Origin of the sequence: Mesorhizobium sp. M0870 (assembly GCF_040319775.1) — a bacterium.
In the GTDB taxonomy this organism is placed as follows: domain Bacteria; phylum Pseudomonadota; class Alphaproteobacteria; order Rhizobiales; family Rhizobiaceae; genus Mesorhizobium.
Genome location: NZ_JAMYOI010000008.1, coordinates 224,720 through 247,959, shown reverse-complemented (window position 1 = coordinate 247,959; position 23,240 = coordinate 224,720). Strand labels below are relative to the sequence as shown.

Sequence of the window (23,240 nt, the reverse complement as noted above, 5' to 3'; positions counted from 1 at the left end):
TGGGGGGTGTATCCAAAATAAAGGGACTCCAAAAAATCCTCATAACTCGCCCTTGGCGGTCATTCCCGGGCAACCCTTTTTGCCCGTTCCGGCCCGGGGGGCCTTGGGCGGGGGGGCGCGTTCCTTGATGCTTTCGCTCAGGCCGCGAGCCGGGCGATGCGCTGCAATCGCCGCAGCGTGGTGTCGTCCTGCAGCGCCTGCTGGAAAAGCGAAATCTCCTGATCGATGCGGTCGCAGAGGGCCTCGGTGTTCCCCTTCAGCAGGCCGCGCGTCTGCAGCAAGGCGGCGACCGGCTTCTTGACGAGTTGTCTTGCCCGGCCGAGAGCCGCCTCCTCGACGGTGCCTCCCGGCACGATCTCCGCGACAAGGCCGAGCGCCCTGGCATCTTCGGCGCGAAGCGTGTCGCCGAGGCAGAAGAAGCGGAAGGCACCGGCATAGCCGAGCTTCTGCGGCGCCAGGATGCTGGTCGCCGCATCCGGCACCAGGCCGAAATCGACGAACGGCACCCTGAACGTGCTCTCATCGGACGCGATCACCATGTCGCAATGGAACAGGATGGTGCAGCCGACACCGACGGCATCGCCATCGACGCAGGCAAGGATGGGCTTGGGAAACGTCGCCAGCGTGCGGAACAGGTCGGTGACGGCGGCAATCAGTTTCTGGTGCTTGGTGGCGTCGAGGAATTCGGAGAAGTCCCCGCCCAGGCAGAAACAGCCTGCCAGGCCGCGCAGCACGACGACGCGAACCTCCTCATTGTCGGCGGCTTCATGGAAGGTCCTTGCCAGGCTTTCATAGGCCCTCCTGTCCAGCACCGGCCGGCCGTCACTCGACGACACGGTGACGACCAGCGTGTGGTTGCGAAGTTCAGGTTGCGGGTGTGTGCTCATGACTGTCTCCGATCTCATGACGCACGCCTTTGCCCGAGCATGTCGGGATATCCCCTGGCCAGCACGGGAGCAAAATGATTGCGGCGCGATCGCACCACATCGAGGGTGTGTTCGTTGAAGGTGAGCAAGGTGGCGACGACCTGCTGGTTGCCATAGGTGCGCTGATAGCCCAGCGGGGTCGCCAGGAAATGCAGTTGCAAGGCGCGCAGCACCCACATCGGCTCGAACTCGATGATCACCTTGTCGACGCCGCGCTTCAGCCCCCACTCGACGAAACCGGCAATCAGTTCGGTGCCGACGGTCGAAACGCCGCGACGGCCGTCACGAAAACCGGGAGCTACCGCGTAGCGGGTCAATTCCCAGATGTTTGGACCCGATGGCGGCGTTCCTTCGGAAAGATCGGCCAAGACCTCGGTCAGCAGATGTGGCCGCGTCGTCGGCAACATCCTCTGATAACCCGCCACTTCACCGCCCCTGATGACGATCTGATGGACCGCCTCGTCGTGATCGAACTGGTCGAGTTCGAGCCCGTCGGGGCGCCTGAGGTCATCCCACCCCATCTCTTCGACGAATATCTTGTAGCGCAACCGATGGACGGCCTCCCAAAGGTCGGGACGTTCCATCAATTCCTGGGTTGTAAGGGAAAAAAGCATTCCGCCGTCTCCTGCGTTCAGAGGAAGATACGGCCGTGCTTTGATGAGAAAATTGCGTGATCGCGTAGGCAAAAATTCCAGGTCGGCACGGCCGACCTAACTAATGTAGCCGCGCCGTATCGCTTCCGCGACGGCCTGCACCCTGTTGACGGCACCTAGTTTGCTTTTGGCGTTAAGAAGATGTTTCTCCGAGGTGTGTTCGGAAATGCCGAGGATTTGCGAAATCTCCCATTCGGACTTGCCGACGGCGGCCCATTGCAGGCATTCGCGCTCGCGCGGCGTCAGCACGATATGATCGATGGTGCTGTTCGCCATGGTGTGGAGTTGCATGGCGCGGCCGACCGCGTAGGTCGAGACCAGCGACACCTGGCCGAATTCGGCGACGGACAATTCCACGGCCTCGCCGCCGAGCGACACCATGACGATCTGGCCGTCGAGCGTGATCAACGGAAAGGCCAATCCATCACGCAGTTTGAAGGCGCCGGCATCGCCCATCACTTCGCCGCTGCTCTTGTCGATGCGGATGCCCTGCGACGCCTCGTGCCACTGGAAGGGCGCCTGCAACTGTTTCATATGGCTGACGACGGGGTCATGATCGACATAGTTGCGCGCGACATAGCGCTCCAGCCACTCTCCCGGCCAATCGCAGAGAAGCACATGCTGCTTTTGCTGGCCGGCCGGCGTGCCTGGCTGCGGTACGGTTCCAGCCATCAGTGCGGTGAGACCGAAATCCGATGTTATGCCCAGCAGCCTTTCACAGACCGCCGCCGCCGTTGCGGCGTGCTGCAGTTGGTCTATGTATTCCAGCGTGCGATCGAACTGACCCATCGCAACATCAACCCCATGTTGCCTCGTGCATTGCGGCCAATGATGCGTGCCTGATTTACACTTCGCCACCGACCACGGATTGCAAATCGCATACTTATTTTGTGGCTTCCCTCACCAAGGCGGCCGGAGCTGATTTGCAAACCGGTTGAATCATATCCTGAAATCGGCGGGTTGAAATCAAAAACCATTGTGCCTGTACCATTTTCGTACCAAAACCGGTGCGAGCACGACTGTGGCGGAGTTTTATCTTGGCGTTCCGGTGGAGATCCTTCGCCTTTGCGATGCTGATCGGATTGCTGTCGTTCGCCGACGGCGCGCGCGCCGCGGCGCCTCAGGTTCCGATGCTGTGGGATGCCAAGGAGCGGCTGCCCAAACCAGACCTTTCGACGCTGCCCCGGCTGAGATTCCTGACCACCACGGACTTCCCGCCCTTCAACTTCCTCGACGGTGCGGGAAAGCTGTCCGGCTTCCATATCGATCTGGCACGCGCCATCTGCGCCGAGCTTGGCATCGTCGAAAAATGCCAGATCCAGGCCCTGCCTTGGGCCGAGCTGGAAGGCGCACTGCGGAAAGACGAAGGCGAGGCGATCATCGCCGGCATCGCCGCAACACCGGAATCGCGCACGACCTACGCCTTCTCGCGCTCCTATCTACAGTTTCCAGCGCGCTTCATCATGCCGAAGAGCAAGGCACTGACCGAGCCCGTCTTTGACAAATTGCACGGCAAGCGTGTCGGCGTGATATCAGGCTCGGCGCATGAGCGCATGCTGCGCGACTATTTCAGCACGGTTCAGGTCATCCCTTTCGACAGGCCGGAAGACCTCTATGCCGATCTCAAGGCCGGCAAGGTCGACGCCGCCTTCGGCGACGGCATGCGCCTGGCTTTCTGGCTGGGCGGCTCGGACGCGGCGGGCTGCTGCCGCTTTGCCGGCGGGCCCTATCTGGCGCCCGAATATCTGGGCACTGGCATGGCCATCGCCACCAAAGCGGACAATCCGGCGCTGGCCGCCGCGATCGATTACGCGCTGCAGGAAATTTCGATGAAAGGCACGTTCGCCGAATTTTATCTGCGCTATTTTCCGGTGAGCTTTTTCTGATCCGGTTCCGGTCAGCTTTGCCGGCCTGAGCCGAATCTCAACAACGCCCGGCCAAGGACTTTCAGGTCATCGTGCGCAGCCGCGCCTTGGCCGCGCGGCCGATGGCAGCAACCGTCAGCGTGTCGAGGTCGAGCTGCCGCCGGATCAGCTGCAGCACCCGCACCTCTTCCATGCGCATTTCGAGGTCGACGGCGGCAACCTCGAAGGCGGCGGCATAGGCGGTATCGCGCAGCCGCTCAGGCAAGACCTCGGCGACTTCAGCCAGCACGCCCTCCAGCCCATGCTTTTCGTGCAGGCGCTTCTGGCAGTCCTGGGCGACGCCGACCAGCCTGTCGTGGTTGAAGTCCTCGAACACCGGCCAGGAGCGGACGACCTCGCCGATCCGCGCCAGTTCGACATCGGTCATGTCGCGGTCGGAGGCCGAGGTGATGACCATCAGATAGATCAGGGCTTCATGAGGTGTCGGCAATTTTTTCTCCTTGAACCGGGCCTCGAAGTTAGGAACGCCCGTTCTGCACCGCAAGGAAAAAGCGCCGCACGCGTTGACGCTCCGGCGCTGCACGCCTAGAGACCGGATGAAAAACCCTTGCTGCGGCCCGCCTTCGGGCCGGCAAATGATTTGGAAAATTGTGACATGGCGGGATCAAACATCATCGATCTCAACCCCGAGCTGCTGGCGGCCGCGACCGAAAGCAAGGCATGGCCGTTCGAAGAAGCCAAAAAGATCATCGAGCGCTACAAAGGCGCCGACTTCCCGCAAACAGTCCTGTTCGAGACCGGCTACGGGCCGTCCGGCCTGCCGCATATCGGCACGTTCGGCGAGGTGGCGCGCACCTCGATGGTGCGCCATGCCTTCCGCGTCCTGACGCAGGACAAGGTCGCGACCAAGCTGCTGTGCTTTTCCGACGATATGGACGGCATGCGCAAGATACCCGACAGTGTGCCGGACCGCGCCGCGCTCGAGCCGCATCTGCACAAGCCGCTGTCGTCGGTCCCCAACCCCTTCGGCGGCGACTATGCGAGCTTCGCCGACCACAACAACGCGATGCTTTGCCGCTTCCTCGACACGTTCGGCTTCGACTACGAGTTCGCCAGCGCGACGCAATACTACAAAGCCGGCCGTTTCGATGCGATGCTCAAGCGCGCCGCCGAACGCTATGAGCAGATCATGGCGGTGATGCTGCCGACGCTCGGGCCCGAGCGGCAGGCGACCTACAGCCCGTTCCTGCCGATCTCGCCGAAGAGCGGCCGGGTGCTTTACGTGCCGATGAAGCATGTCGACGCCAAGGCCGGCACCATCACCTTCGACGACGAGGGCACCGAGACGACGCTTTCGATCACCGGCGGCCGCGTGAAGCTGCAGTGGAAGCCGGATTTCGGCATGCGCTGGGCAGCGCTTGGCGTCGATTTCGAAATGTTCGGCAAGGACCACCAGACCAATGCGGTGGTCTACGACCGCATCTGCAACATTCTGGGCGGACGGGCGCCGGAGCATTTCGTCTACGAACTGTTCCTCGACGAGAACGGCCAGAAGATCTCGAAGTCGAAAGGTAACGGGCTGACCATCGACGAGTGGCTGACCTATGCGCCGACCGAAAGCCTCGGGCTCTACATGTACCAGCGGCCGCGGCAGGCCAAGAAGCTGTATTTCGACGTCATCCCGCGGGCCGTGGACGAATACTATACGTTCCTCGCCGCCTATCCCCGGCAGGACTGGAAGGAACGGCTGGGCAATCCGGTCTGGCACATGCATGACGGCAACCCGCCCGCGATCGACATGCCGGTGCCGTTCTCGCTGCTGCTCAATCTGGTCAGCGCCTCCAACGCGCAGAACAAGGATGTGCTGTGGGGGTTCATTTCACGTCATACGCAAGGCGTGACGCCAAAGACGCATCCCGAGCTCGACCGGCTGGTCGGCCATGCGATCCGCTATTTCGACGATTTCGTGAAGCCGACGAAAACCTTCCGGCCCGCCGACGAGGTCGAGCGCGAGGCGCTGGCAGCCCTCGACGAAGCGCTTGGCGCGCTGCCGGCGGACGCCAGCGGCGAAGCGATCCAGAACGCCTCGCTCAATGTCGCACGCAGGATCGAGCGCTATCAGGATCATTCCAAGCAGAGCCCGGAAGGCGGCCCCGGCGTATCGGGCGCCTTCTTCCAGATGATCTACCAGGTGCTGATCGGCCAGGAGCGCGGCCCGCGCTTCGGCTCTTTCGCAGCACTCTATGGCGTTGCCGAGACACGTGCGCTCATTGAGCGGGCGCTGGCTGGTCAGCTGGCTTGAGCACGCCATCGACCTCTTCGAGGATCGAACCCGGCGCCTGAGGCGCCGGGCCGGGCGCGGCCGGCATCGCCGGCATGCCGAACAGATCAGGCGCCGATCCGAAAATGCCCTTCTTCGCCGTGCGCGCCTTGTCGCCTGCCTCGATATAGGGGCCGCCCTTGGCGGCGCGCGCCCAGCCATTTTCGACCAGCCACTGACCGACATCCTGCTTGCCGATCCGGCACTCGGCTGCGATCAGGTCGCGGCCACCCTGCGGCGGGACCGTGCAGACCACCGCGCGGCCGCGCAGGAAGGCGCGGAACGCCGTCCGCGCCCGGACGCCGCACGGCCAGGGCTTGCCGTCCTCGCTGCAGGTCTCGTCCTGCCTCACGATGTCGATACCGGAAACCGCGACCGAATAGCCCTTCGCTTCGATCAGGCCGGCGGCCGGCGCAACCGGCTGGAACAGCTTTGTGCCGTTCCAATCGTCGGGCATTTTCGGCTTGGGCGGCACAGCCAGCGCGAGCTTGCTCAATGGCTCGCGCGGCTCGACCCGTTCAAGCCCGTCGGCGGGCAGTTCCGGCGGCGCGACGATTTCGGGATCGATTGCCCTTGAATGCGGCTTCGGCGGCTGTGGAGCTGCGATGGCTGAGGTGGCCGGCTCCTGCGGCACCGTCCCGGCAGCCTGCTGCGCCATCGTATCGGCGCCCGGATCAAGCTGGTCCACCGTGACGACGCTGTCGCTTCCTTTCAGCGTGCGACCGCCAGCGACGACCATGGCCGCCATCACAGGGACCATCAGAACCGCCAGCGCATGATGGAGAAGCCGCACCAGCTTGACCTATTGGCTTGCCCAGACAATCCGCGCCACCCACTCGACATCGCGCATGGGAATGTCGCGGTCGGGATGATCGGGATTGAGCGAGACCAGCGCAATTGACTTGACGCTCTGGCGCTCGAGCACCTTGGCCATCACCTCGCCTGATGTGGTCTTGACGACGACGCGATCGCCCTTGCGGGTGACGGCGCCCGGTTCGACGATGAGGACGTCGCCATTGCGGTAGAGCGGCAGCATGGAATCGCCTTGCACCTGCAGCGCGTAGGAGCTCTCGGTCGATTGCGCCGGCAGTTCGACCAGATCCCAACCCTGCCCGACTGGAAAGCCGGCATCGTCGAAGAAGCCGCCTGCGCCGGCTTGGGCAAAGCCGAGCAACGGCACGGAGCTTCTGCGGGCGACCGAAGCGGCATTGCTGGTCGAAGCACCATTGCTGATCCCGGGCCGGCCTTCGATCAGACCGGTAAATTCGTCGAGTGAGGCGCCCGTCGCCTCGATGATCTTGGCCAGTGATTCGGTCGAGGGCCAGCGCGGCCGGCCATCCGACGACAAACGCTTCGACTTGTTGAAGGCAGTGGAATCGAGCCCCGCACGCTTGGCCAAACCCGAGGCCGAAAGCGAATAGCGCTTGGCAAGAGCATCGATGGCAGCCCAGACTCGGTCGTGCGAGAGCATGCTCGCTCTCCTTCGGCGCAGGAAAAAATACCTTTCCCTTCTAGTCTTGGAATGTCGTTTTGTCCACCGGTCGTGGAGTGGTTGCAAACGTTCCCGTCGATCGCGGAAAGTCCGACTACCGGGATCGATCGACGCCCTTGGCCAAGCTGCGCAGACCCTGGTGCGATGTCATGAAAATCCGCTCCGTTTGCGTCGGTGGCCGCGGGTTCACGGCACGACCAAGTGCCGCAACGACCTCGTCAATCTCAAGAAAGTTGCGAGCCTTGCGATCGTAGACGCCGGCTGTCGTCAGGATCAACGCGGCCGTCTCGCCATTGTCGAGGACGAAGCGGTGCTTGCCGACAACCTGGGTGCCTTCCCAGGTCTCGATCGAGGACACCACTTCGAAGCGGCGCCACAGCCTGATCTCGCGTGCATAGACCGCCTGCAGTCCGCCCATCATCGGCGCCCAGCCATTCTTCCTTGCCAGCGTGATGAGGCCTGCACGAACAAACAGGTCGATGCGGCCGAGATCGGCCAGCATCATGTAGCGCGCATTGTTGAGATGGATGTTGAAATCGATGTCGGTCGGCAGGCAGCGGAAAGCCAGCCGGCCTTCGCCGCCCATCACATAGGGGCCACGGCTGCGTGCCGTGGCCATCATGCGCACCATGCGCGCCCAGACATACATTACAGCGCCGCGCGTCCTCTTGGACGCGCAAAGGACGCTGTAAGACTCCTGATTTTACCCATGCGTCAGGCTGCCTGCTTCACGTCGCCTTTCGCATAGGGATCGAAGCGCTGGTAGAAGGTCTCGCCCTTCTCGGCCATGTCGAGCAGCAGCTTGGGTGCCTTGAACTCGGCGCCGTATTTCTTCTGCAGGTTCTTGGCGATCTTGACGAACGCCTTGGCGCCGATGCCGTCGATGTAGGACAGCGCACCGCCGGTGTAGGGAGCGAAGCCGAAAGCGAGGATCGAGCCGACATCGGCCTCGCGCGGGTCGGTGACGATGCCTTCTTCCATCACCCGCGCCGCTTCCAGCGCGATGGTGACCAGCAGCCGCTGCTGCAGTTCCCCATAATCGACCTTCTCGGGTGCAAGCTGCGGATAGAGATCCTTAAGGCCCGGCCACAGCTTCTTCTTGGCGGGCTTCGCCGGGTAATCGTAAAAACCCTTGCCGTTCTTGCGGCCGAAGCGGCCGTGATCGTCGACCATGGTGTTGATCAGCGCCATCTGCTTGGGATCGACCGCCTTGTCGCCCAAATCCCTGATGGTCTGCTTCATGATCTTCTGGGCAAGGTCGATGGCGGTCTCGTCGGTCAGCGCCAGGGGGCCGACCGGCATGCCGGCTGCCTTCGCCGCGTTCTCGATCATCGGCGCGGGAACGCCTTCGATCAGCATCTTGTAGGCTTCCGACATGTAGCGCAGCACGCAGCGATTGACGTAGAAGCCGCGCGTGTCGTTGACGACGATCGGCGTCTTCTTGATGGCGCGAACGAAGTCGATCGCGGTGGCCAGCGCCTTGTCGCCGGTCTTCTTGCCCAAAATAATCTCGACCAGCATCATCTTGTCGACCGGCGAGAAGAAATGGATGCCGATGAAATTCTTCGGCCGCGCCGAATTCTTGGCCAGCGACGAGATCGGGATGGTGGAGGTGTTCGACGCGAAGATCGCCGATGGCTTCAGCACGGCTTCCGCCTGTTCGGTGGCGCTCTTCTTCACGCTCGAATCCTCGAAAACGGCCTCGACCACCAGATCGCAGCCGGCAAGGTCGGCATAGTCCGCCGTCGGCGTGATCAGCGACAGCAGTTTGTCCTTGTCCTCCGGCTTGGCGCGGCCCTTCTTAACCTGATCCGAGATCAGGCCGTCGGAATGCGCTTTGCCCTTGGTAGCCGACTCCAGATCACGGTCGAGCAGCACCACCGGGATGCCGGCCTTGGCGGTGACATAGGCGATGCCCGCGCCCATGAAGCCGGCCCCGAGAATGCCGACCTTCTTGAACTTGGTTTCGGGCACGCCGGCTGGGCGGCGGGCGCCCTTGTTCAGTTCCTGCAGCGACACAAACAACGAGCGGATCATCGCCGCCGCTTCCCTGGTCTGCATGATCTCGGTGAAATAGCGCTGCTCGATGCGCAAGGCGGTGTCGAACGGCACCAGCAGGCCTTCATAGACGCATTTGAGGATCGCGGCGGCGGCGGGATAGTTGCCGTAGGTCTCGCGACGCAGGATGGCGATGGCCGGTGGCCACAGATTGGCGCCCGCCACCGAGTAGATCGGGCCGCCGGGCAGCTTGAAACCCTTCTCGTCCCAAGGAGCGACCGGCTTCAGGCCGTTCCTGATCATCGCCTTGGCGGTCTCGACCAATCTGACCGGCTCGGCGATCTCATGGATCAGGCCCATAGACTTGGCCTTCTGCGGCGACAGTGTCTGGCCGGAGGTCAGCATCTGCAGCGCCTGCTGCTGATCGGTCAGCCGCGGCACGCGCTGGGTGCCGCCGGCGCCCGGGAAGATGCCGATCTTCACCTCCGGAAGCGCCATCTTCACCTTGTCGCTGTCGGCGGCGACACGGCCGTGGCAGGCGAGCGACAATTCGAAGGCGCCGCCCATGCAGGTGCCGTTGACCGCCGACACCCACGGCTTTCCGCAAGTTTCCAGCTTGCGAAACAGGCCGGTCATCATGCCGGCATTGTCGAACAGCGCCTTGGTCGCCTTTTCGGCGTCCTTGCCCTTTTCCGCGGCGAAGGTCGTCAGCATCTTCTGCAGCAGGGTGATGTCGGCACCGCCGGAGAAGGTGTCCTTGCCGGAGGTGATCACCGCACCCTTGATGGCGGCGTCACCAGCCACCTTGTCGACGATGGCGTTCAATTCCCGCATCGCTTCCTCGGTGAAGACGTTCATCGAACGGCCAGGCATGTCCCAGGTAACCAGCGCAATGCCGTCGGCGTCGATGTCGAGGGTGAAATTGGTGTAGCTCATCGTTTCTCTCCCCGTCAGACGCGTTCGATGATGGTTGCGGTTCCCATGCCGGCGCCGATGCACAGCGTCACCAGAGCGGTGTTGAGATCGCGGCGCTCGAGTTCGTCCAGCACCGTGCCGAAGATCATCGCGCCGGTGGCGCCGAGCGGATGACCCATAGCGATAGCGCCGCCATTGACGTTGATCTTGTCGTGATCGATGTCGAACGCCTGCATGTAGCGCAGCACCACCGAAGCGAAGGCTTCGTTGAGCTCGAACAGGTCGATGTCCGAGAGCTTCATCTTGGCGCGCTTCAACAGCTTCTCGGTGACGTCGACCGGGCCGGTCAGCATCAGCACCGGCTCGGAGCCGATGTTGGCGAAGGTACGAATGCGCGCGCGCGGCTTCAGCCCCATCGCCTTGCCCGCCTTCTTCGAACCGAGCAGCACGGCGGCGGCGCCGTCGACGATGCCGGACGAATTGCCGGCATGATGGACGTGATTGACCTCTTCCACCTCGGGATGCTTCTGCACGGCGACGGCATCGAAGCCGCCCATTTCGCCTGGCATGACGAAGGACGGGTTGAGCGAGGCCAGCGACTGCATGTCGGTGGACGGGCGCATATGTTCGTCATGGTCGAGGATGGTCAGGCCGTTCTGGTCCTTGATCGGGACGACGGAATTCTTGAAGCGGCCATCGGCCCAGGATTTGGCGGCGCGCTTCTGGCTCTCGACCGCATAGGCGTCGACGTCGTCTCTGCTGAAGCCGTATTTGGTGGCGATCAGGTCGGCCGAGATGCCTTGCGGCACGAACCAGCCGGGCAGGCCGACCGAAGGATCCATGAACCAGGCGCCGCCCGAGGCGCCCATGCCGACACGCGACATCGATTCCACGCCGCCGGCAATGACGATCTCATCGGCGCCCTGCGCGATCTTGGCGGCGCCGAAATTGATGGCGTCGAGCCCGGAAGCGCAGAAGCGTGAGATCTGCATGCCGGGCGCCTTGGTGTCGTAGCCGGCCTCGAAGGCGGCGGCGCGCGGAATGACCGAGCCGGCTTCGCCGACCGGATCGACGCAGCCGAAGATGATGTCATCGACATTGCCGGTGTCGAGCCCATTGCGGTCGCGCAGCGCCTCGAGCGTCTTGGCGGCAAGCCGCACCGCCGGCACCTCGTGCAGCGATCCGTCCTTCTTGCCCTTGCCGCGCGGTGTGCGCACAGCGTCATAGACATAAGCTTCAGCCATTGCTTGCTCCTTGGGTTTGCCGGTCGTTGCCCTCAGAGAGAGCGGCCGATCAGCAATTTCATGATCTCATTGGTGCCGCCGTAGATGCGCTGGACGCGAGCGTCGCGGAACATGCGGGCGATCGGATATTCATTCATGTAGCCATAGCCGCCATGCAGTTGAAGGCATTCGTCGACGACTTTTCCCTGCAGGTCGCTGAGCCAGTACTTGGCCATCGACGCGGTCACAGGATCGAGGCCGCCGGCGATGTGGCGGGTGACGCAATCATTGTAGAAGACGCGGCCGATGGTGGCCTCGGTCTTGAGTCCGGCCAGCTTGAACTGGGTGTTCTGGAAATCGATGATCGCCTTGCCGAACGCCTTGCGCTCCTTGACGTAACGAATAGTCAGCGCCAGCGCCCGCTCGATCATCGCAATGGCGCCGGTGCCGATCTGCAGTCGCTCCTGCGGCAGTTGCTGCATCAACTGGACGAAGCCCTGCCCTTCCTCGTGGCCGAGCAGGTTGGAGGTCGGCACGCGCATGTCGTTGAAGAACAGCTCCGACGTGTCGTTGGCCTTGAGCCCGATCTTGTCGAGGTTACGGCCGCGCTGAAAACCTTCGACCTCGTCGGTCTCGACGACGATCAGCGAGGTGCCCTTGGCGCCCTTCTCCGGATCGGTCTTGGTGACGACGATGATGAAGTTCGCAAGCTGCCCATTGGTGATGAAGGTCTTGGAACCGTTGATCTTGTATTGATTGCCATCCTTCTGCGCCCGCGTCTTGACGCCCTGCAGGTCGGAGCCGGCGCCGGGCTCGGTCATGGCGATGGCGCCGATCAGCTCGCCGGTCGCCAGTTTCGGCAGCCATTTCTTTTTCTGCTCCTCGGAGCCGTAGTGGAGGATATAAGGGGCGACGATCGAATTGTGCAGGCCGATGCCGAACCCGTCGACACCGACATGGCCGATGGCCTCGATGATAGCGCTCTCATGCGCGAATGTGCCGCCGGAGCCGCCATATTCCTCCGGCATCGAGGCGCAGAGCAGGCCGGCGGAACCTGCCTTCAGCCAGCTTTCGCGATCGACCATCTCGTTCTTCTCGAACTCGTCGTAGCGCGGCGCGATCTCCTCCGACATGAAGCGATGCGCCATGTCGTAGAGCATGCCGACCTCGTCCGCCGCCCAGGCGGGCTTCGGAAGGCCAAGGATTTCAGCTGGGTTGGTCATGCTGGTATGATACTCCTCCCGAGATGCATCATCGAAGCTGAAGTCGGCGCACTGCCGCAACGACCCCTCCCGGCCCTTCGGGCCACCCTCCCCTCGAGAGGGAGGGGAACGCAGGTCATCTTTAGAACGCTTCCGCCGGCAGTGCCATCAATGTGTCGGCGCCGCTCGAAATGCGGGCGAGATGCGCCGACGTCTCCGGCATGATCCGCTCCATGAAGAAGCGCCCCGTCACGACCTTGTTGTCGTAGAAAGCCACGTTGTTTTCATAAGAGGATTGCGCGCCATTGGCGCCCGTCTTGCCAAGTGCCACCTTGGCCATCTGCGCCCACATATAGCCCAGAGCAACCAGGCCGAAGAGATGCATGTAGTCGGTCGAGGCCGCACCGGCATTGTCGGGCTTGGCCATGCCGTTCTGCACCAGCCACATGGTCGCCGCCTGCAAATCGTTAAGACCTTTCTTCAGCGCCTTGGTGAATGGCGCCATCTTCTCGTTAGCGCGGTTCTCCTCGCAGAATTCGCCGACCTCCTTGAAGAAGGCCTGCACGGCGCGGCCGCCATTCAGGCCGAGCTTGCGGCCGACGAGGTCGAGCGCCTGGATGCCGTTGGCGCCTTCATAGATCATGGCGATGCGGGCATCGCGCACGAACTGGCTCATGCCATGCTCTTCTATGTAGCCGTGACCGCCGAACACCTGCTGCGCCATGACGGCGTGGTCGAACCCTTTGTCCGTGAGCACGCCCTTGACCACCGGTGTCATCAGGCCGGTGTAGTCGTCGGCGGCCTGGCGGTCCTTGTCGTCACCCGAGCGGTGAGCGACATCGGACTTGATCGCCGTCCACAGCGCCAGCGCGCGGCCGGCCTCGTTGAAGGCTTTCATGGTCATCAGGCTGCGGCGGATGTCGGGATGGACGATGATCGGGTCGGCCTTCTTGTCCGGCGCCTTCGGCCCCGACAATGAGCGGCCCTGCAAACGGTCCTTGGCGTAGGACACGGCGTTCTGGTAGGCGATCTCCGACAGCGAAAGCCCCTGCAGGCCGACGCCGAGGCGCGCCTCGTTCATCATCGTGAACATCGCCTTCAGGCCGCCATTGGCCTCGCCGAGCAGCGCGCCCTCAGCCTCGTCATAGTTCATGACGCAGGTCGAATTGCCATGGATGCCCATCTTCTCCTCGATCGAGCCGCAGGAGACGGTGTTCCTGGTGCCCGGATTGCCCGACGGGTCGAGCTTGAGCTTCGGCACGATGAACAGCGAGATGCCCTTGACGCCTTCCGGCGCGCCCTCGATGCGGGCCAGAACCAGATGGACGATGTTGTCCGACATGTCGTGTTCGCCGGCCGAGATGAAGATCTTCTGGCCTGAAATTTTATAGGTGCCATCGCCGTTCGGCACCGCCTTTGTCCGCAACAGGCCGAGATCCGTGCCACAATGCGGCTCTGTCAGGTTCATGGTGCCGGTCCAGGCACCCTCGATCATCCTCGGCAACCATGTCGCCTTCTGCTCGTCGGTGCCGTGGGTGATGATCGCGGCGATCGCACCCTGCGTCAGGCCCGGATACATCATCAAGGACATATTGGCCGAGACCATATATTCGGCGACAGCGGTGTGCACGGCATAGGGCAGGCCCTGGCCGCCGAACTCGACGGGTGCGGCCAATCCCATCCAGCCGCCCTCACGATACTGGTCGAAGGCCTCCTTGAAGCCTTTCGGCGTGGTCACCGAGCCATCGTCGTGACGCACACAGCCTTCCATGTCGCCGACACGGTTCAGCGGATGCATGACGTTTTCGGCGAGCTTGGCGCCTTCGGCGAGGATCGCCTCGAGCACATCGGGCGTGGCATCGGCAAATCCGGGAAGGTTCGAATAACGCTGATAACCCAGAACCTCGTTGAGCACGAACAGCGTATCCTGGACCGGAGCCCTGTATGTCGGCATGCTTTTCTCCACCCTGCAAACCCGGTCCGAATACCCCCAAGACAGGCCAGGGCGGCATGCGGACCCATATTGGGAGCGGATAGCAAAAATTGACGTGTGCGTAAACGTCAATTTTTTCGATGCGACAAGATTCCCCGCCCACTGGAGCAATGAGCGTAGCGGCGCGACGTTGCGCAAGCCAGCGCCGAAAGGCCATAAGAGTGGGCCAGGACAACGAAAAGCCGCGTGGCAGGCCACGCGGCTTTGATCGTCAGACAATTGGCGGAGGACTTAGCTGGCGGCGCTCGCCTGCGGTGCCGAACGCTCGCTCAGCATCTGTCGCACCGCCGACATCGAGCCGCTCAGCTCGTTGATGGCGTCGTCGATCAGCGCCTTTTGCTTCTGCAGGCGGGCAAGCTGCTTTTCCGACTTGTCCAGCGCAAGCTTGAGCTGCTTGGTGTTTGAACCGGTCGGATCGTAGAGATCCATCATCTGCTTGACGTCGCGCAACGAGAACCCGACCTTGCGGCCAAGCAGGATCAGCTTGAGGCGGGCCTTGTCGCGGCGCGTGTAGAGACGGGTCGAACCGTCGCGCTGCGGGTTGAGCAGGCCTTTGTCTTCGTAGAAACGCAGCGTGCGCAGCGTCACTCCATATTTCTTCGCCATCTCGCCGATGCGGGCGAGGTCCTCGCCGGCTTCGGCAGACATATTGGTATTGGCCGCGGTCTCGCCGGCCGAGATAAGCTTCATGGTCACTGGCTTCCCCGTCTGGTGGCGTCGCGGTCCCGGACCGTGCGTCGCCTGACTGGAAGCGGGGGCCTGCTTCCAGTCGTGGTTTCAACAAACAAATCGCAAACATGCGCTCAATGCGCCTTTTACGTTTACGTCAATTCTATACCGATTGCCGCATGATGACGCAAGGGCGTTCTGCGCGCCGCCCTTTATGCCGCACCGTCAGGCCAGCAGCCGACATCCTTTCAATTTCTTAAGTTTGGTTAACGCGTTGTTTACCACGTTGGGGGAAATGTGGGCGCGTCGGCTACCCGTGTTTATCCTGTATCGAATTTTTCACGGTTTTTCGGAGCGCGGGCGAGAGCCCGGGAAGCTCGTCTTCCGCCGCGGCATCGCCGCCGGTCGCCTTCGTTCCGATAGGGACCTGGGGGAACTGGCCGCGAGCCAGCCATTCTGAAAGACGGACGCACCGATGAACAGCAAGCGGTCCTATCTCGATACACTCAATGCCGGCAGGCAGCGCAGGCCGCAGACCACGCTCGAGCAGTTGAACCAGTCGCTGGAGACGCTGGAGCAGCGGCTGGAGCGGACGCGCGAGGATCCGATGGCACGTCCCGATCCCCGCCAACCAGATCTGCGCCAAACCGATCCCCGCCAATATGCTGCCGACGCGCGCTATCCCGCCGCCCGGCCCTCTGGCCAGCAGCGCTGGTATGAGGACCCGCAGCCCGCGCCGCGTCCGAAGAGCCCGCTGCAGGGAGCCGCCGCTTTCGAGCAGAATTACCAGGCCATTGCCCGCGATATCGATCGCGTGCGCGGCCAGGAGGATGGCGTTGCCATGGTCGGCAAGATCGCCGGCGAATTGCGCGGCATGCGCGAGGAACTGCGCCACCAGATGACCGCAGGTCTGCAGCGGGAATTCGAAGCGCTGCGCAAGGACATCGAGCGGGCTTTCCAGTCAGGCGCAAGGCCCGGTGCTTTGGCCAAGGGCAGTGCTGAACTCGGCCTTGAGTTCGAGCGGCTTTCGGGCGCCATCCAGACCCTGGCCGAGAAGAGCGACGACAGAAGCGTCAACATGCTGCGGCTCGAACTCGAACAGGTCAAAGCCGCACTCGACACGCTGGCACGCGAAGAGAGCGTGCAGAAGGTCGACCGCCGCTGGGACGATTTCGATCGCCGCTGGACGGCGTTCGAAGACCGCGTCGACGCCGACCAGCGCAAGCGCTCGGACGACCCGGGCCTGTCTGCTCTGACGGCCCGGCTGGAGCAAATCAGCAATGCCGTCAACAATTTGCCGGAATCGTTGTCGCTGCGCTCGCTGGAGGAGAAGGTGCGCACGCTTGCCGGCGCTGTCGACCATTTCGCCAGCCAGCAGGACAATCGCGGCAGCGACACACTTGGCATGATCGACGAGCGGCTGGACGAGATCTCCCGCGCCATCGTCGCATCCACGGTCGCGGCGCAAGCCAATTCATTCGACCACGAGGCTTTCGAGCGCATCGAGAGGCGGATCGACTCGCTTGCCAGCCAGATCGAGGAAGTGGCGCAGGATCGTCCAGGCAACGCGGTCATGGACCGGCTGAGCACGCTGTCCGGTCGGGTCGACGAGCTCGGCGGTCGCGCCAATCTGCCCGAGCAGGCGATGGAGCGCCTGGCCAAGCAGATCGCACTCATCGCCGACAAGATCGACCAGGCGCCCGCCATGCCTGACGCCGACTACATCTTCCATGGGCTGGAGCAGCGCTTCGACGTGCTGTCGAGCATGATGGAACGCCGCCAGGGTGACGCCATCGAACAGGGCAACATGCTGTTCCGCGATCTCGAGCGCAGACTGGACGAGGTTGCCGACAGGCTCGACCAGCGCATGCCGCAGGTCGACAGCGCCGGCATCATGGAAGCCATCGATGCCCGCTTTACGGCGCTCGCCAAGCGTATGGAAACGCGTGTGCCCGATCCCGCGGGCGAAGCCGCGATCCGCGGCCTGGAGAGCCGGCTCGAAGACATTTCAAGCCGGCTGGACGCGTCGGCCGCACAGGTCGCCGGCATCGATCCGGCGCTGATCCGCAGCCTGGAAGCACAGGTTGCCGGCCTGTCCGCTCATCTTTCCAAGCCCAGCACCCCGCTGCCGGAATTCGAGGACATCAGCCCGCGTCTCAACGAAATTGAAAAGTCGCTCGCAGGAACCCGCGATTCCATCCTTGGCGCGGCGCGCGAAGCGGCCGAGAACGCAGTGCAATCGCTGGCCGGTTCGAGCGCCAATACGACCGCGGTTTCCGGCCTCGCCCAGGATTTGAAGACACTTGAAACGCTGACGCGGCGCTCCGACGAGCGCAATTCGAGAACGTTCGAGGCCATCCACGACACGTTGCTCAAGATCGTCGACCGGCTAGGTTCGCTCGAACCCGGCGAGCCGGTCGAGGCGATGAGCGAATTGCTGGATGCGGCACCGGCCGAGCCGAGCAACTGGCGCGGCGCCCGGCGGCCCAAAATGGCTGTCGACGCGCCGTCGATGGATATCGATCAGCCCCTGCCATTGACCGGGGACATGGCCGATCTCGATGGCCGTGCCGCCGCCATCCTGCGCAACGAGCCGAGTGCGCGTGGCGACCTGGGTACGCGTGGCGACCTGGGTACGCGTGGCGACCTGGGTATTGGTATCGGCACGCGCACGCCGGCCGAGGCTGCGGCGGCGGCTGCCATGGCCGCGCTCGGTTCGGACACGATCGCCGAGAAAGGCGAACAGGCAGGCGGCCGCAAGTCGTTGTTCGGTGGCCTGGCTCGCGCCTTCAAGGGCAAGAAGGAGGCGGACATGCCGCCACTGGCCGGCTCGGCGCCGAGTGCCCCGATCCCGAGCGTCGATCTCGACGAGCCGCTCGATCCGAAAATGGCCAACCGGCCGCTGGAGCCCGGCTCCGGCGCACCTGACCTCAATGCCATCATGAAGCGCGTGCGTGACGAGCGCGGCCAGCCGGCCAAGCCCAGCGACACCGATGCCGCCAAATCGGATTTCATCGCCGCGGCCCGGCGCGCGGCGCCGGCCGCGGCCGCCGAGGCCGATGCGCTGAAGCGCCAGTCGACGGTGACCGGACCGGTGAAGGCGCTGCGGATCGGCGACCTGCTCAAGGCACGGCGCAAGCCAATCCTGATGGGGACAACCGCGATCCTGCTGGCGCTGGGCGCTCTGCAACTGGGCAAGGCCTTCTTCGCTGATCCGGCCCAGGTGGCGAGCAACGATGTCGCGCCGATCGTCGCCTCGCAGCCGGTGCAGACCGCCTCGCTCGATGCCGCGAGCCAGCCAAAGACGGACGCGCAGCCCGCGGCAGTGGAAAGCGCGCCGGACCATGCCGTCAGACAGGCCGAGCCGTCCGCACCGGCAACCAAGGACGACATGGCCGCGCAAAGCATGATTGCCACGCCGTCAGGCGCCGAGCCGTCGATGGGTGCCGCGCCGACCGCCGAGCCGGTTCCGGCGCCCGTCGCCTTGGCCACATCGGCCGATGCGAACCCAGCGGTGTTCGAGACAACAGCCCCGGCTGCGCCGCCCTCGACCGTTCCGGTCGCCCCGGAAGCTGCCGATACCGACACCGGCATCCAGCCTATGGCGGCAGAGCCGACCATCGCCAAGGACACCACGGGCGCGGTTCCGCCGGTGGACGCTTCGCCGGCGACGACGGCAAAGTTCGACATTCCCGCTGACGCCGGCCCGCCCGCCTTGCGTGATGCCGCCGCCGGCGGCGACGCCAAGGCGCTGTTCGAAATCGGCTCGCGCTATGCCGAGTCGCGCGGCGTCAAGGAAGACATGGCGGCAGCGGCCAAGTGGTACGAGAAATCGGCGGAACTCGGCTTCGCGCCGGCCGAATACCGCATCGGAAATTTCTACGAAAAGGGCGTCGGCGTCGCGCGCGACATCAAGAAGGCGAAGACCTGGTACCAGCTTGCCGCAGCACAGGGCAACGCCAGCGGCATGCACAATCTAGCCGTCCTGTTCGCCATGGCGGCAGACGGCGTGACCGACAATGAATCGGCCGCGCACTGGTTCCAGGCGGCGGCCGATGTCGGCGTCAAGGACAGCCAGTTCAACCTCGGCATCCTCGCCGCTAAGGGCGTCGGCATGAAACAGAACCTCGAGGAATCCTACAAATGGTTCGCGCTTGTCGCCAAGACCGGCGACAAGGATGCGGCGGCCAAGCGTGACGAGATCGCCAATGCGCTGCGGCCCGAGCAGCTCGAACGCGCCCGCGCCGCGACTGAGCTGTGGAAGGCCAAGCCGTTGGATGCGGCGGCCAATTCGGCCGACATTCCTGAATCCTGGCAGGACGGCACACCGCAGACGACAGCCAGCATCGACATGAAGAAGGCCGTCCAGAACATCCAGCGCATTCTCAACAAGAACGGCTACGACGCCGGCGGCGCCGACGGCAAGATGGGCCAGAAGACGAAGACCGCGATCATGGCTTTCCAGACCGACAACAAGATGCCGGCGACCGGCGAAGTCGATGAAAAACTGGTCAAGGCGCTGCTGGCGCGCAAATAACGGCGGAGGCGTCGTTTCCACGACGCCTCTGCCACACATTCGCCTGTTAACTGATTGAGATGTTTTTTGTTTCGGCGGCGTAGCGCGGTTTGACTTCGCAGCACCTCCGGCGCAAGAACGAATTGGCTTGTCGGTCCAAGATGCCCGCAACGGTTGCATTCGCCGACGGCAGAACTGATCGAGACTGACGGGTGGGCATCTATCTCCCGATCGCGGAAATTTCCGTCAATATCTTCGTCCTGCTGGCCATGGGCGCGGCGGTGGGTTTCCTGTCGGGCATGTTCGGCGTCGGCGGCGGCTTCCTCATCACGCCGCTCTTGATCTTCTACAACATACCCCCGGCGATCGCGGTCGCCACCGGCGCCAACCAGGTCATCGCCTCCTCCGTCTCCGGCGTCCTTTCGCACATGAAGCGCGGTACGCTCGATTTCAAGCTCGGCGGGGTGTTGCTGGCCGGCGGCATTGTCGGCTCCACCGGCGGCATCTACGTCTTCGCCTTCCTGCGCCGCCTCGGCCAGCTCGACCTGTTCATCTCGCTGCTCTACGTCGTGCTGCTCGGCACCGTCGGCGGGCTGATGTTGGTCGAAAGCGTCAATGCGCTACGCGCCACGCGCAGCGGTGCGGCGCCGGTGCTGAAGAAATCCGGCCAGCACAACTGGATCCACCGCTTGCCGCTGAAGATGCGGTTCAGGGCGTCAAAACTGTTCGTCAGCGTCATCCCCGTACTTGGCCTTGGCGCCGGTATCGGCTTCCTGTCGTCGATCATGGGCGTCGGCGGCGGCTTCATCATGGTGCCGGCACTGATCTATCTGCTGAAAGTGCCGACCAACGTCGTCATCGGCACCTCGCTGTTCCAGATCATCTTCACCTCCGCCTATACGACGCTGGTCCACGCCACCACCAACCAGACGGTCGATGTCGTGCTGGCCTTCCTGCTGATGGCGGGCGGCGTCGCCGGTGCGCAGTACGGCGCCAAGGCCGGCCAGAGGCTGCGCGGCGAGCAGCTCAGGGCGTTGCTGGCGCTGCTCGTGCTGGCGGTGGCGATACGATTGGCGATCGATCTGTTCGTCACCCCGCCCAACCTCTATTCGCTGTCTGCCGCGGGCCTCAACTGATGAGGGCTCGCAACACATTCGCAACCGCCATTGTCCTGTCGCTGCTTGCGGCCGCCGTGCCGGCGAAGGCACAGGTCCCGCTGACCGAAGGCATCCAGATCGGGCTCTCCACCGACAACGTCTCGATCACCGCCGGCTTTTCCGGGGCCGACCTGACCATCTTCGGTTCGCTGGAAAACCCGGATCCACTCGTCGCGCGCCAAGGCCGTTACGACGTCATCGTCGTGCTCGAAGGTCCGCCCAAGCCGGTGGTGGTGCGCCGCAAGGACAGGGTGCTCGGCGTCTGGGTCAATCTGGACTCCGAGACCTTCGAAAACGTGCCCGTCTCCTATTCGGTGGCGACGACGCGGCCGCTGCAGGACATCACCGAACCCAACAGCTACAAGCAGCTGTCGCTCGGCGCCTCCAACCTCTATATGCAGCCCGCCGATGCCGGCGACAGCCCGGCGACGATCGAGGAGTTCACGGCGGCACTGCGGGAGCGCAAGTCGGCGACCGGCCTCTACAGCGAGAATGTCGGCGGCGTGCAATTTTTGTCGCAGAACCTTTTCCGCGCCACCGTCAGGCTGGCACCGAATGTGCCAGTTGGAACCCATAAAGCCCGCGCGTTCCTGTTCAAGAGCGGCCTGTTCATCAAGGAAAGCTCGGCCCAGCTCGAAATCCGCAAATCCGGTTTCGAACAGTCGATCTTCCGTGTCGCGCACAATTATTCGTTCCTCTATGGCGTCTTCGCGATATCGCTGGCCATGCTGACTGGCTGGCTTGGAAGGCTGATCTTCCGGCGGGACTAATGCATGTCGCCCAAAAGTGGCCCCGGTTTTGGGAGAACGACATGCATCGAATCAAGACCTGAAGTGCGTCGCGTGAATCCGCTCAAACGCGACGCACTTCAGAACTTTCCCCGAAAAGTGGTTTCCCTTTGCCGAGGCATGCGGTAGACCGCGCTCCCCAGCCAAATGGCAGACACAAACAATTCGGTTCGGCAGAGCAGCCTGTCCCCGGGCAGCGCGCGATTTCTCGGCGCCTGTCGGCTCGCCGACGACAAATACAGGAACTTGTCATGCGACCAGCCTTCGGCGGCATCGACTTCGGGACTTCGAACTCCACCGTTGGCGTGGTCCGCAACGGGCAGCCGCGGCTCGTCGTGCTTGAGGACGGCCAGGTGACGCTACCCAGTGCCGTATTCTTCAACTTCGAGGACAACCGCACCTGCTTTGGCCGCCACGCCATCGCCAACTACACCGACAGCGTCGAAGGCCGGCTGATGCGTTCTCTGAAGAGCGTGCTCGGCAGTTCGCTGGCCCATGAAAAGACCCGCATCAAATCGCGGTCGATCGGCTTCCTGGAGATCGTCGGCATGTTCCTCGGCCATCTCAAGAAGAGGCTGGAAGCAGATGCCGGCGATACGGTCGAGACCGTCGTGCTTGGCCGGCCGGTGCAATTCGTCGATGACGATGCCGAGGCCGACGCGAAGGCGCAAAGCGAACTCGAGAACGCCGCGCGTGCCCAGGGCTTCAAGCACATCGCTTTCCAGTTCGAGCCGATCGCGGCGGCGCTCGACTACGAGCAGAAGGTGACGCGCGAGGAACTGGCGCTGATAATCGATATGGGCGGCGGCACGTCGGACTTCTCGATCGTGCGCGTTTCACCGCAGCGCTCCCGGTCGCTCGACCGCAAGGACGACATCCTGGCCAGCCGGGGCGTCCACATCGGCGGCACGGATTTCGATCGGCAGCTGAGCATCGCCCATGTGATGCCGCAGCTCGGCTATTTGACGCCAACCAAGGACGGCAAGCGCAATCTGCCGGCAAGCTACTTCATCGATCTGGCGACATGGCAGCGCATCAATCTGGTCTACACCGCCAGGGCGATGACGCATCTGCGCCAGATCCGCTACGAGGCCGAGCGCGCCGACCTGGTCGGCCGTTTCATCCACATCGTCGAACACCGCTATGGACACGCGCTGGCGGCACTCGTCGAGAAGGCCAAGATACAGCTGACCGACAGATCGTCCGCAGATGTCGTGGTGAAGCTGCCGGGTGCGGAGTTCGCCGCCGAAATCACGCGCAACGGGCTGGATGCCACGATCGCCAGGGATATCGAGCGTGTCACAGCAACGGTGGCGCAGACCATCCGTGACGCCCAGGTGAAGCCATCCGACATCACCGCGGTGTTCCTGACTGGCGGATCGACCGCGATCCCGCTGGCCAGACGAGAAATCCTGTCGCTGGTGCCGCAGGCGTCCGTCATCGAAGGCGACATGTTCGGCTCGGTCGGACTTGGGCTGGCGCTAGATGCCCAACGGAAGTTCGGCTGATCAGGGTCCATTGAT

The 23,240-nt window shown here is 63.4% G+C and carries 18 protein-coding genes; 6 read left to right on the top strand and 12 right to left on the bottom strand.

The genetic code is table 11. From position 1 onward, the window contains the following. Positions 1-137: 137 nt before the first annotated feature. The 3 genes from NKH97_RS12885 to NKH97_RS12875 all read right to left on the bottom strand — a co-directional run bounded on the left by NKH97_RS12885 (position 138) and on the right by NKH97_RS12875 (position 2,368). Positions 138-887 (bottom strand): enoyl-CoA hydratase-related protein, encoded by a 750-nt coding sequence (locus NKH97_RS12885; protein WP_013533649.1) that lies wholly within the window; start codon positions 885-887, stop codon positions 138-140. A 14-nt stretch (positions 888-901) separates the two neighbouring features. After that, positions 902-1,540, bottom strand: coding sequence for an acyl-homoserine-lactone synthase (locus NKH97_RS12880; protein WP_352631080.1), 639 nt, complete (start codon positions 1,538-1,540; stop codon positions 902-904). Positions 1,541-1,636: 96 nt separating this feature from the next. Continuing rightward, positions 1,637-2,368 carry a helix-turn-helix transcriptional regulator gene (locus tag NKH97_RS12875; RefSeq protein ID WP_023811347.1) on the bottom strand — a complete coding sequence of 244 codons (732 nt, stop codon included), beginning with the start codon at positions 2,366-2,368 and terminating at the stop codon, positions 1,637-1,639. Positions 2,369-2,616: 248 nt separating this feature from the next. Here NKH97_RS12875 and NKH97_RS12870 point away from each other — a divergent pair, with 248 nt between their 5' ends. Further along, entirely contained in the window at positions 2,617-3,465 is an 849-nt protein-coding gene (locus NKH97_RS12870; protein ID WP_352631078.1) for an ABC transporter substrate-binding protein, read from the top strand. Between the two features lie 61 nt (positions 3,466-3,526). Here NKH97_RS12870 and NKH97_RS12865 read toward each other — a convergent pair whose 3' ends face one another. Further along, on the bottom strand, positions 3,527-3,934 hold the full coding sequence (locus NKH97_RS12865) for a tellurite resistance TerB family protein (RefSeq protein WP_352439626.1): 408 nt from the start codon (positions 3,932-3,934) through the stop codon (positions 3,527-3,529). Positions 3,935-4,099: 165 nt separating this feature from the next. Here NKH97_RS12865 and NKH97_RS12860 point away from each other — a divergent pair, with 165 nt between their 5' ends. Next, positions 4,100-5,746: a lysine--tRNA ligase gene (locus tag NKH97_RS12860; RefSeq protein WP_352797108.1), complete on the top strand. Its 1,647-nt coding sequence runs from the start codon at positions 4,100-4,102 to the stop codon at positions 5,744-5,746. Here NKH97_RS12860 and NKH97_RS12855 read toward each other — a convergent pair. The 8 genes from NKH97_RS12855 to NKH97_RS12820 form a co-directional block, all read right to left on the bottom strand. Continuing rightward, the gene (locus NKH97_RS12855) at positions 5,712-6,557 is read right to left on the bottom strand and encodes a thermonuclease family protein (protein WP_352797105.1); all 846 of its coding nucleotides are present in this window, start codon (positions 6,555-6,557) and stop codon (positions 5,712-5,714) included. The two genes, NKH97_RS12860 and NKH97_RS12855, sit on opposite strands and share 35 nt — an antisense overlap. Positions 6,558-6,566: 9 nt before the next feature. After that, positions 6,567-7,235, bottom strand: coding sequence for a S24 family peptidase (locus NKH97_RS12850; RefSeq protein WP_352797102.1), 669 nt, complete (start codon positions 7,233-7,235; stop codon positions 6,567-6,569). Between the two features lie 115 nt (positions 7,236-7,350). Further along, positions 7,351-7,905, bottom strand: coding sequence for a thioesterase family protein (locus NKH97_RS12845; RefSeq protein ID WP_023811352.1), 555 nt, complete (start codon positions 7,903-7,905; stop codon positions 7,351-7,353). Positions 7,906-7,970: 65 nt separating this feature from the next. Then, entirely contained in the window at positions 7,971-10,190 is a 2,220-nt protein-coding gene (locus NKH97_RS12840; RefSeq protein ID WP_352797099.1) for a 3-hydroxyacyl-CoA dehydrogenase NAD-binding domain-containing protein, read from the bottom strand. 14 nt (positions 10,191-10,204) lie between these two features. Continuing rightward, positions 10,205-11,413 (bottom strand): acetyl-CoA C-acetyltransferase, encoded by a 1,209-nt coding sequence (locus NKH97_RS12835; protein WP_127295300.1) that lies wholly within the window; start codon positions 11,411-11,413, stop codon positions 10,205-10,207. Positions 11,414-11,445: 32 nt separating this feature from the next. Continuing rightward, positions 11,446-12,615: an acyl-CoA dehydrogenase family protein gene (locus tag NKH97_RS12830; protein WP_352797096.1), complete on the bottom strand. Its 1,170-nt coding sequence runs from the start codon at positions 12,613-12,615 to the stop codon at positions 11,446-11,448. 121 nt (positions 12,616-12,736) lie between these two features. Further along, a complete protein-coding gene (locus NKH97_RS12825; RefSeq protein ID WP_352797095.1) occupies positions 12,737-14,548 on the bottom strand; it encodes an acyl-CoA dehydrogenase in 1,812 nt (603 codons plus the stop codon). A gap of 270 nt (positions 14,549-14,818) precedes the next feature. Further along, positions 14,819-15,277 carry a MerR family transcriptional regulator gene (locus NKH97_RS12820; RefSeq protein ID WP_352797119.1) on the bottom strand — a complete coding sequence of 153 codons (459 nt, stop codon included), beginning with the start codon at positions 15,275-15,277 and terminating at the stop codon, positions 14,819-14,821. 454 nt (positions 15,278-15,731) lie between these two features. On the opposite strand from NKH97_RS12820, the gene NKH97_RS12815 reads away from it, so the two are divergent. The 4 genes from NKH97_RS12815 (at position 15,732) to NKH97_RS12800 (ending at position 23,225) form a co-directional block, all read left to right on the top strand. Further along, positions 15,732-19,793 (top strand): peptidoglycan-binding protein, encoded by a 4,062-nt coding sequence (locus tag NKH97_RS12815; RefSeq protein ID WP_352797092.1) that lies wholly within the window; start codon positions 15,732-15,734, stop codon positions 19,791-19,793. A 191-nt stretch (positions 19,794-19,984) separates the two neighbouring features. Further along, a complete protein-coding gene (locus NKH97_RS12810; protein WP_023811359.1) occupies positions 19,985-20,908 on the top strand; it encodes a sulfite exporter TauE/SafE family protein in 924 nt (307 codons plus the stop codon). Further along, positions 20,908-21,699: a TIGR02186 family protein gene (locus NKH97_RS12805; RefSeq protein ID WP_027161734.1), complete on the top strand. Its 792-nt coding sequence runs from the start codon at positions 20,908-20,910 to the stop codon at positions 21,697-21,699. Before NKH97_RS12810 ends, NKH97_RS12805 begins: the two co-directional genes overlap by 1 nt. Positions 21,700-21,968: 269 nt before the next feature. Then, positions 21,969-23,225, top strand: coding sequence for an Hsp70 family protein (locus NKH97_RS12800; RefSeq protein WP_352673599.1), 1,257 nt, complete (start codon positions 21,969-21,971; stop codon positions 23,223-23,225). The last annotated feature ends 15 nt before the right edge of the window (positions 23,226-23,240 follow it).

What these genes read in the sequence shown, in the direction of transcription:
- NKH97_RS12885 (WP_013533649.1), bottom strand. Translation starts at nt 887, where the DNA reads ATGAGCACACACCCGCAACCTGAACTTCGCAACCACACGCTGGTCGTC.
- NKH97_RS12880 (WP_352631080.1), bottom strand. Translation starts at nt 1,540, where the DNA reads ATGCTTTTTTCCCTTACAACCCAGGAATTGATGGAACGTCCCGACCTT.
- NKH97_RS12875 (WP_023811347.1), bottom strand. Translation starts at nt 2,368, where the DNA reads ATGGGTCAGTTCGATCGCACGCTGGAATACATAGACCAACTGCAGCAC.
- NKH97_RS12860 (WP_352797108.1), top strand. Translation starts at nt 4,100, where the DNA reads ATGGCGGGATCAAACATCATCGATCTCAACCCCGAGCTGCTGGCGGCC.
- NKH97_RS12850 (WP_352797102.1), bottom strand. Translation starts at nt 7,235, where the DNA reads ATGCTCTCGCACGACCGAGTCTGGGCTGCCATCGATGCTCTTGCCAAG.
- NKH97_RS12845 (WP_023811352.1), bottom strand. Translation starts at nt 7,905, where the DNA reads ATGTATGTCTGGGCGCGCATGGTGCGCATGATGGCCACGGCACGCAGC.
- NKH97_RS12840 (WP_352797099.1), bottom strand. Translation starts at nt 10,190, where the DNA reads ATGAGCTACACCAATTTCACCCTCGACATCGACGCCGACGGCATTGCG.
- NKH97_RS12835 (WP_127295300.1), bottom strand. Translation starts at nt 11,413, where the DNA reads ATGGCTGAAGCTTATGTCTATGACGCTGTGCGCACACCGCGCGGCAAG.
- NKH97_RS12830 (WP_352797096.1), bottom strand. Translation starts at nt 12,615, where the DNA reads ATGACCAACCCAGCTGAAATCCTTGGCCTTCCGAAGCCCGCCTGGGCG.
- NKH97_RS12825 (WP_352797095.1), bottom strand. Translation starts at nt 14,548, where the DNA reads ATGCCGACATACAGGGCTCCGGTCCAGGATACGCTGTTCGTGCTCAAC.
- NKH97_RS12820 (WP_352797119.1), bottom strand. Translation starts at nt 15,277, where the DNA reads ATGAAGCTTATCTCGGCCGGCGAGACCGCGGCCAATACCAATATGTCT.
- NKH97_RS12815 (WP_352797092.1), top strand. Translation starts at nt 15,732, where the DNA reads ATGAACAGCAAGCGGTCCTATCTCGATACACTCAATGCCGGCAGGCAG.
- NKH97_RS12805 (WP_027161734.1), top strand. Translation starts at nt 20,908, where the DNA reads ATGAGGGCTCGCAACACATTCGCAACCGCCATTGTCCTGTCGCTGCTT.
- NKH97_RS12800 (WP_352673599.1), top strand. Translation starts at nt 21,969, where the DNA reads ATGCGACCAGCCTTCGGCGGCATCGACTTCGGGACTTCGAACTCCACC.